At 58.0% G+C, this 7,927-nt stretch carries 7 protein-coding genes and 1 riboswitch; of the genes, 5 read left to right on the forward strand and 2 right to left on the reverse strand.

What is annotated here, in order from left to right:
- The first annotated feature begins 32 nt into the window (after positions 1 to 32).
- Positions 33 to 950: a DNA-binding transcriptional regulator OxyR gene (gene oxyR / locus AC2CGI_RS22700; RefSeq protein WP_015379402.1), complete on the forward strand. Its 918-nt coding sequence runs from the start codon at positions 33 to 35 to the stop codon at positions 948 to 950.
- Here oxyR and sthA read toward each other — a convergent pair.
- A complete protein-coding gene (sthA, locus tag AC2CGI_RS22705; protein WP_004931047.1) occupies positions 933 to 2,330 on the reverse strand; it encodes a Si-specific NAD(P)(+) transhydrogenase in 1,398 nt (465 codons plus the stop codon). The two genes, oxyR and sthA, sit on opposite strands and share 18 nt — an antisense overlap.
- 218 nt (positions 2,331 to 2,548) lie before the next feature.
- Between sthA and fabR the strand changes: the two genes are divergently transcribed.
- Positions 2,549 to 3,181 carry an HTH-type transcriptional repressor FabR gene (fabR, locus tag AC2CGI_RS22710; RefSeq protein WP_004931044.1) on the forward strand — a complete coding sequence of 211 codons (633 nt, stop codon included), beginning with the start codon at positions 2,549 to 2,551 and terminating at the stop codon, positions 3,179 to 3,181.
- Between the two features lie 15 nt (positions 3,182 to 3,196).
- Complete coding sequence (locus tag AC2CGI_RS22715) at positions 3,197 to 3,568, forward strand: YijD family membrane protein (protein WP_004931042.1); 372 nt, start codon at positions 3,197 to 3,199, stop codon at positions 3,566 to 3,568.
- 34 nt (positions 3,569 to 3,602) lie between these two features.
- On the opposite strand, the gene trmA is transcribed toward AC2CGI_RS22715, so the two are convergent.
- Positions 3,603 to 4,706 carry a tRNA (uridine(54)-C5)-methyltransferase TrmA gene (gene trmA / locus AC2CGI_RS22720; RefSeq protein WP_075684465.1) on the reverse strand — a complete coding sequence of 368 codons (1,104 nt, stop codon included), beginning with the start codon at positions 4,704 to 4,706 and terminating at the stop codon, positions 3,603 to 3,605.
- A 122-nt stretch (positions 4,707 to 4,828) separates the two neighbouring features.
- Positions 4,829 to 5,041: riboswitch (cobalamin riboswitch) on the forward strand.
- A gap of 69 nt (positions 5,042 to 5,110) precedes the next feature.
- On the opposite strand from trmA, the gene btuB reads away from it, so the two are divergent.
- Both btuB and murI read left to right on the forward strand, forming a co-directional pair.
- Positions 5,111 to 6,982 carry a TonB-dependent vitamin B12 receptor BtuB gene (btuB, locus tag AC2CGI_RS22725; protein WP_076740169.1) on the forward strand — a complete coding sequence of 624 codons (1,872 nt, stop codon included), beginning with the start codon at positions 5,111 to 5,113 and terminating at the stop codon, positions 6,980 to 6,982.
- Positions 6,927 to 7,790, forward strand: a complete 864-nt coding sequence (gene murI, locus AC2CGI_RS22730; RefSeq protein WP_015379399.1) for a glutamate racemase — start codon at positions 6,927 to 6,929, stop codon at positions 7,788 to 7,790. The genes btuB and murI overlap by 56 nt, the downstream gene beginning before the upstream one ends.
- Positions 7,791 to 7,927 lie beyond the last annotated feature (137 nt).

Here is a 7,927-nt window from a genome sequence, read left to right on the forward strand (position 1 = left end):
CGCCATGAGCTATCATGGAATGGAGGGAAACAATGAATATTCGTGATTTAGAGTATCTGGTCGCCTTGGCCGAGCACCGGCACTTCCGCCGCGCGGCCGATTCATGCCATGTAAGCCAACCCACGCTGAGCGGGCAGATCCGCAAGCTGGAAGACGAGTTGGGCGTCATGCTGCTCGAGCGCACCAGCCGCAAGGTGCTGTTCACCCAGGCGGGTCTGTTGCTGGTGGAGCAGGCGCGTACCGTGCTGCGCGAAGTGAAAGTGTTGAAGGAGATGGCCAGCCAGCAGGGCGAAGCCATGTCCGGGCCGCTGCACATCGGCCTGATCCCGACAGTGGGGCCTTATCTGCTGCCGCAGATCATACCGACACTGCACAAAACCTTCCCGAAACTGGAAATGTACCTGCACGAAGCGCAAACCCACCAACTGCTGGCGCAACTCGACAGCGGCAAACTGGACTGCGCCATTCTGGCGTTGGTGAAGGAAACCGAGGCGTTTATCGAAGTGCCTCTGTTCGATGAACCGATGAAGCTGGCGGTGTACTCCGATCACCCGTGGGCGCAGCGCGAGCGCGTGGCGATGCCGGATTTAGCGGGAGAGAAACTGCTGATGCTGGAAGATGGCCACTGCCTGCGCGATCAGGCGATGGGCTTCTGCTTCCAGGCGGGCGCGGACGAAGATACTCACTTCCGCGCCACCAGTCTGGAAACGTTGCGCAATATGGTCGCTGCCGGCAGCGGCATTACCCTGCTGCCGTCACTGGCGGTGCCGCCGCAGCGCGAACGCGACGGCGTGTGCTATCTGGATTGCTACAAGCCGGAACCGAAGCGCACCATCGCGTTGGTGTATCGCCCCGGTTCCCCACTGCGCAGCCGTTATGAGCAGTTGGCCGAAGCGATCCGCGAGCACATGCAGGGCTACATCGACAGCGCGTTAAAACAGGCGGTTTAAGCCGTTAAGCGCCGCCACCCGGTAGGCTTCGGCCATGGTCGGATAGTTGAAGGTCGTATTAACGAAATACTCGATAGTATTGCCTTCACCTTTCTGTTCCATGATCGCCTGGCCGATGTGGATGATCTCCGCCGCACGCTCGCCGAAGCAGTGGATCCCAAGGATCTGCAGGGTGTCGCGATGGAACAGGATTTTCAGGCTGCCGACGTTCATCCCGGCTATCTGCGCGCGCGCCAGATGCTTGAACTGGGCGCGGCCCACTTCATACGGCACCTTCATCGCGGTCAGTTCCTGCTCGGTTTTGCCGACGGAGCTGATTTCCGGAATGGTGTAGATGCCGGTCGGGATATCTTCGATTAAGTGACCGCTGGCTTCGCCGGAGGCGATCGCTTGCGCGGCGATGCGGCCCTGATCGTAGGCGGCGGAAGCCAGGCTCGGATAGCCGATCACGTCACCGACCGCATAAATGTGCGACAGCGCGGTTTGATACATGCTGTTCACTTTCAGCAGCCCGCGGCTGTCCGACTCCAGACCAACGTTCTCCAACCCCAACGAATCGGTGTTGCCGGTACGGCCGTTGGCGTACAGCAGGCAGTCCGCTTTCACCTTCTTGCCGGACTTCAGGTGCACGATCACGCCGTCTTCGGTGCCTTCGATCTTCTCGAATTCTTCGTTGTGGCGGATCACCACGCCGTTGTTCCAGAAGTGGTAAGAGAGCGAATCCGACATCTCCTGATCGAGGAACGCCAGCAGCCGATCGCGGGTGTTGATCAGATCCACCTTGACGTTCAGGCCGCGGAAGATGGACGCATATTCGCAGCCGATCACCCCGGCGCCGTAAATGATCACGTGGCGCGGTTCATGGCTCAGCTCGAGAATGGAGTCGCTGTCGTAGATGCGCGGGTGATTGAAATCGACGCTGGCCGGATGGTAAGGGCGCGAGCCGCAGGCGATCACGATGTGGTCGGCGCGGATGGTGTCCTGGGTGCCGTCCATGTAGCTGACGCTGACGGTGTTGGCGTCGATGAAGCGCGCGTCGCCGGCGAACAGCTTGCACTGGTTCCGCTCATAGAACCCTTGGCGCATGCGGGTCTGCTGGCTGATGACGTTATCGGCGTGGCGTAAAATGTCAGGAAAGGTCGCGCTAAGCGTGCGCGAATTGTTGTAAAGCGGGTTCTGGTTGAATTCGATAATGCGGCTGACGGCGTGGCGGAGGGCTTTGGAAGGGATGGTGCCCCAATGGGTGCATCCGCCGCCTACGTTGTTGTACCGTTCGATAACGGCCACACGGGCGCCCTGTTTCACCAGCCCCATGGCGGCACCTTCACCACCAGGGCCCGAGCCAATCACTATGGCATCAAATTGATAGTGCTGTTGCATGTAGGAGAGACCTGTTTTTTTATACAAGATTACAACGGTATCTTAACATCATAGCGCTGCTCACCCAATCACCATTAGGCTTTTTGAGTCAAAGCACAATCGGCTCAGGGCGGAAGTGTGATAGAGCGCGTTAGTATAAATGCTGTTGCAATAAAATTTGCTATATTGCCGAGTCTAGGGCGTTAGACTGAGAGAATGGAACCTATCCGGATATGCATATGGGCGTCAGAGCACAACAAAAAGAACGGACTCGTCGTTCCCTGATCGAAGCCGCATTCAGCCAGCTGAGCGCCGAACGCAGCTTCGCCAGCCTGAGCCTGCGGGAAGTTTCACGCGAGGCGGGCATCGCGCCCACGTCGTTTTATCGCCATTTCCGCGATGTGGACGAGCTGGGGCTGACCATGGTGGACGAAAGCGGCCTGATGCTGCGTCAGTTGATGCGCCAGGCGCGCCAACGCATCGCCAAGGGCGGCAGCGTGATCCGCACCTCGGTGTCCACCTTTATGGAATTTATCGGCAACAACCCGAACGCCTTCCGCCTGCTGCTGCGCGAGCGCTCCGGCACGTCGGCGGCATTTCGTGCGGCGGTGGCGCGCGAGATCCAGCATTTCATCGCCGAACTGGCGGACTACCTCGAGTTGGAAAACCACATGCCGCGCAGCTTTACCGAAGCGCAGGCGGAAGCGATGGTCACCATCGTGTTCAGCGCCGGCGCGGAAGCGCTGGATATCGACGTCGAGCAGCGGCAGCAGCTGGAAGAACGGCTGGTGCTGCAGCTGCGGATGATCTCCAAAGGGGCGTATTACTGGTATCGTCGCGAACAAGAAAAAGCTTCTGTGTCCCACGTATAAAAAAGGTAAAAAATGATGGAAAAACCAGGCCGTGAAAATGGCACCTTACTGCTGGCGTTGATTGCCGGCCTTTCGATCAACGGTTCCTTTGCCGCGCTGTTCAGCTCGGTGGTGCCGTTTTCGATCTTCCCGCTGATCGCGTTGGTGCTGGCGGTGTACTGTCTGCATCAGCGTTACCTGAACCGCGCCATGCCGGACGGCATGCCGAAGCTGGCGGCGGCCTGCTTCCTGTTGGGGCTGCTGATGTACAGCGCCATCGTGCGCGCCGAATACCCGCAGATCGGCTCCAACTTCCTGCCGTCGGTGATCTGTGTGGCGCTGGTGCTGTGGATCGGGGTCAAGCTGAAGGCGCGCAAGGCGCTGGATGCGCCGACTCAAGAGCCGTAATGAAACGGGGCGCCATCATGGCGCCCCTGTCGTATCAGCGGTGTTTTTCCAGCAACACGCCGCATTCCATGTGGTGGGTATACGGGAACTGGTCGAACAGCGCCAGGCGGCTGACCCGGTGCGTGGCCTGCAGCGTTTCCAGGTTGGCGCACAGCGTTTCCGGATTGCATGAAATATACAGAATGCGCGGGTAAGCCTGCACCATCTTCACCGTTTCCGCGTCCAGCCCGCTGCGCGGCGGATCGACGAAAATCGTCTCGCAGTTGTAGCCGCTCAGATCGATGCCTTTCAACCGGTTGAATTCGCGTACTCCGTTCATCGCCTGGGTGAAGTCTTCCGCCGCCATGCGGATGATCTGCACGTTGTCGATATGGTTGGCGGCGATGTTGTACTGCGCCGCCGCCACCGACGGCTTGGCGATCTCGGTCGCCAGCACGCGCTCGAAATTGCGCGCCAACGCCAGCGAGAAGTTGCCGTTGCCGCAGTACAGCTCCAGTAAATCGCCTTTGGAACCGGCGGTGACCGCCAGCGCCCATTCCAGCATCTGCACGTTCATGGCCGCGTTGGGTTGAGTAAAGCTGTTTTCCACCTGGCGGTAGATCATATCGCGGCCGGCGACCGGCAGCACTTCGTCAACATAATCCTGGTCGAGCATGATCTTGGTCTTCGACGCTCGGCCGATCAGCTGCAGGTCAAAACCCTGCGCGCGCAGCTCGTCGCGCAGTTGCTCGGCGCGCTGCTGCCAAGCGTCATCCAGCTTGCGGTGATACAGCAGCGAAGCGATGATTTTGCCGCTTCTCGTCGACAGATAATCTATCTGGAACAGCTTGTGGCGCAGGATCGGCTCCGGTTTCAGCGCGGCGATCAGGGCGCTCATCAGGCGGTTGATCAGTTCGCTGGCGGCCGGGAATTGATCGACGCGAATACGCTGCTTGGTCTGCTGATCGAACATGATGTGATACATGTCTTCCGCGTCGTGCCAGATGCGGAATTCGGCGCGCATGCGGTAGTGGTCGACTGGCGAGCGGAACACTTCCGGCTCGGGCGCCGCGAACGGTGACATCAACGTCTTCAGGCGGGCGACTTTCTCCGCCAGTTGGTCATCGTAACGTTCAATAGGCAAATTCTCGGGCGTCATGTGTTTCTTCTCGTCAGGCAAATTTGATCAGCGGGGATTGTAGGGAATCAGCCCGTGAAGTCCAGTTTTGTCGCGTTTATTATTTGTAACATTAGTAGCAGTCTAGACATCTATTTGCATTGATCGTAGCATTGCCGTCCGGCCTCAAGCAGCGAGTGAAAAGGGAATCCGGTGTGAATCCGGAGCTGACGCGCAGCGGTAAGGGGAAGTCACGGCGATAGCGTTTTGACGCAGACACTGTCCACTGCAGGATGGGAAGTCATCGCCCGTTGCCGGTCGCGCCCCGCGGCCCGCAAATCCCAAGCCCGAAGACCTGCCGGTGTTACGTCGCAATATCCGTGGCCGTCGCGAACTACCGGCCATGATCCTGCGGCATCCGCCAATTAAGTTTGGATGCTTTTCTCATGACAATTACAAAAAATACGCTGCTGGCGGTGGTCTCCTCCGTCACGGCTTTTTCTGGATGGGCGCAAGACAACACTACAGCCACGAATGGCGATAACCTGGTGGTGACCGCCAACCGCTTCCCGCAGCCGGTTTCTTCCGTGCTGGCGCCGACCACCATCGTCACCCGTAACGATATCGATCGCTGGCAGGCCAAGAGCCTGACCGACGTGATGCGCCGTTTGCCGGGCGTGGACGTTGGCCAAAACGGCGGGTTGGGGCAAAAGAGCTCGCTGTTTATTCGCGGCACCAACTCCAGCCACGTGCTGGTGCTAATTGACGGCATTCGCCTCAATCAGGCGGGCGTCAGCGGCTCTTCTGACCTTAGCCAAATCCCGATTTCGTTGGTGCAGAAAGTCGAATACATCCGCGGCCCGCGCTCGGCGGTATACGGTTCCGACGCCATCGGCGGCGTGGTCAACATTATTACTACCCGCGAAAAGAACGGTACTACGCTCTCAGCCGGCGTCGGCTCCAACGGCTACCAATCCTATGACGCGTCGACTCAACAGCAGTTGGGCGACAGCACCGTGGCGACGGTGGCGGGTGACTACACCTACACCAAAGGGTATGACGTGGTGGCCTACGGCAGCACCGGCATGCAAAGCCAACAGGATCGCGATGGCTTTATGAGTAAGTTGCTGTATGGTGCGCTTGAGCACCAGTTCAGCGAATCGGTCAGCGGTTTTGTGCGCGGGTATGGTTACGACAACCGCACGGCGTATGATAGTTATTATTCCTCACCGACCAGCTCTCTGCTGGATACGCGCAAACTGTATAGCCAAACCTGGGATACCGGATTGCGCTATAAAGAAGGCATTTACGCAACACAAGTGATTGGCAGCTACAGCCATAGCAAGGATTACGATTACGATCCTCGCCTCGGCATGCATGACAGCTCGGCCAGCCTGGTGGATTCCGAACAGTACAACCTGCAGTGGGGCAATACGCTGCAGGTTGGACAGGGTACCGTAAGCTCTGGCGTCGACTGGCAGCAACAGAAAATCAAACCGGATTCCACCACCGTGAAGGGTGAAAAAAGCCAACGTGATGCAGGCATTTATCTGACCGCGCAGCAACTGGTTGGCCCGGTAACGCTGGAAGGCGCGGTTCGAGGTGACGATCATTCCGAGTTTGGCTGGCATGGCACCTGGCAAACCAGTGCGGCCTGGGAGTTCGTCGAGGGATACCGTTTTATCGCGTCGTATGGCACGGCGTTCAAAGCACCGAATATGAGCCAGCTATACGGCAACTTCGGTAACAACACCGATCTGAAACCGGAAGAAAGCAAGCACTGGGAAGGTGGCTTTGAAGGGCTGACCGGCCCGGTGACCTGGCGCATCTCCGGTTATCGCAACGACATCGACAATTTGATCGATTCCACGGGGGAAACCAACTACGTCTATTACAACGTGGGTAAGGCGACCATCAAAGGGATTGAAGCTACGGCCTCGTTTGATACCGGCCCATTGACGCATCAGATTGGTTATGACTATGTCGATCCTCGCAACGCCAAGACCAATGAAGTGCTGCTGCGGCGCGCCAAGCAGCAGGTGAAATATGAGCTGGACTGGCAGCTGTATGACTTTGACTGGGCGGTGACTTATCAATATCTGGGTCAACGTTATGACAAGGATTACAGTACCTATCCGGAACAAAGCGTTAAACTTGGCGGCGTGAGTCTGTGGGATCTCGCAGTTTCGTATCCGGTCACATCTCATCTGACAGTTCGTGGTAGAATTGCCAACCTGTTTGATAAAGATTATGAGACGGCCTATGGCTACGCTACTCCAGGAAGAGAATACTACCTCACTGGAAGCTATACCTTCTAACAGCACCGCCACACCTCGCCCGACGGTGCTGGTTTTTGATTCCGGCGTCGGCGGGCTGTCGGTGTATCAGGAGATTCGGCAGTTGCTGCCGGATCTCCACTATATATACGCGTTCGACAACGTGGCGTTCCCCTACGGCGAGAAGTCCGAAGAGTTTATCGTTGGGCGCGTGCTGGAGATTGTCGGCGCGGTGCAGCAGCGTCATCCTCTGGCGATTGTCGTCATCGCCTGCAACACCGCCAGCACGGTCTCCTTGCCGGCCCTGCGCGAGCGTTTCAGTTTCCCGGTCGTGGGCGTGGTGCCCGCCATCAAACCGGCGGCCCGTCTTACCGTCAACGGCATTGTCGGCCTGTTGGCGACCCGCGGCACCGTACAGCGCAGCTATACCCATGAGCTGATTTCCCGGTTCGCCACCGATTGCAAGATTGAGCTGCTGGGCTCTTCTGAACTGGTGGAGCTGGCGGAAGCCAAGCTGCATGGCGAAGCCGTGCCGCTGCCGGTGCTGAAGAAGATCCTGCATCCGTGGCTGAGCATGCGCGAGCCGCCGGATACGGTCGTGCTGGGCTGCACCCATTTTCCTCTGTTAGCTGAAGAGCTGATGCAGGTGTTGCCGGAAGGCACCCGATTGGTGGATTCCGGCGCGGCGATTGCCCGCCGCACCGCCTGGCTCATCTCTACGCAGGAAAGCCTGGTCTCGAGCCAGGAAGAGAATCTGGCGTATTGCATGGCGTTAAATGAAGATACTGACGCTTTATTGCCCGTTTTGCAGGGCTATGGTTTTAAATCGTTGAAAAAACTGCCGCTTTAACGGTGTTTTGGTTAAACATTCAACGGTCGGAAAAAATATTGAAAATAGGGGTTGCGGCTCGCCGAGAACTCCCTATAATGCGCCTCCACTGACCGGGAACAACGACTGACAAGCCGCCGGGTCAGCGAGAAGAAAGC

The sequence above is a fragment of the Serratia sp. LSHTC3 genome, assembly GCF_057197125.1.

Bases quoted from the DNA above. Each gene is read 5' to 3' on its own strand.
- oxyR (WP_015379402.1), top strand. From the start codon at position 33: ATGAATATTCGTGATTTAGAGTATCTGGTCGCCTTGGCCGAGCACCGG.
- sthA (WP_004931047.1), bottom strand. From the start codon at position 2,330: ATGCAACAGCACTATCAATTTGATGCCATAGTGATTGGCTCGGGCCCT.
- fabR (WP_004931044.1), top strand. From the start codon at position 2,549: ATGGGCGTCAGAGCACAACAAAAAGAACGGACTCGTCGTTCCCTGATC.
- AC2CGI_RS22715 (WP_004931042.1), top strand. From the start codon at position 3,197: ATGGAAAAACCAGGCCGTGAAAATGGCACCTTACTGCTGGCGTTGATT.
- trmA (WP_075684465.1), bottom strand. From the start codon at position 4,706: ATGACGCCCGAGAATTTGCCTATTGAACGTTACGATGACCAACTGGCG.
- btuB (WP_076740169.1), top strand. From the start codon at position 5,111: ATGACAATTACAAAAAATACGCTGCTGGCGGTGGTCTCCTCCGTCACG.
- murI (WP_015379399.1), top strand. From the start codon at position 6,927: ATGGCTACGCTACTCCAGGAAGAGAATACTACCTCACTGGAAGCTATA.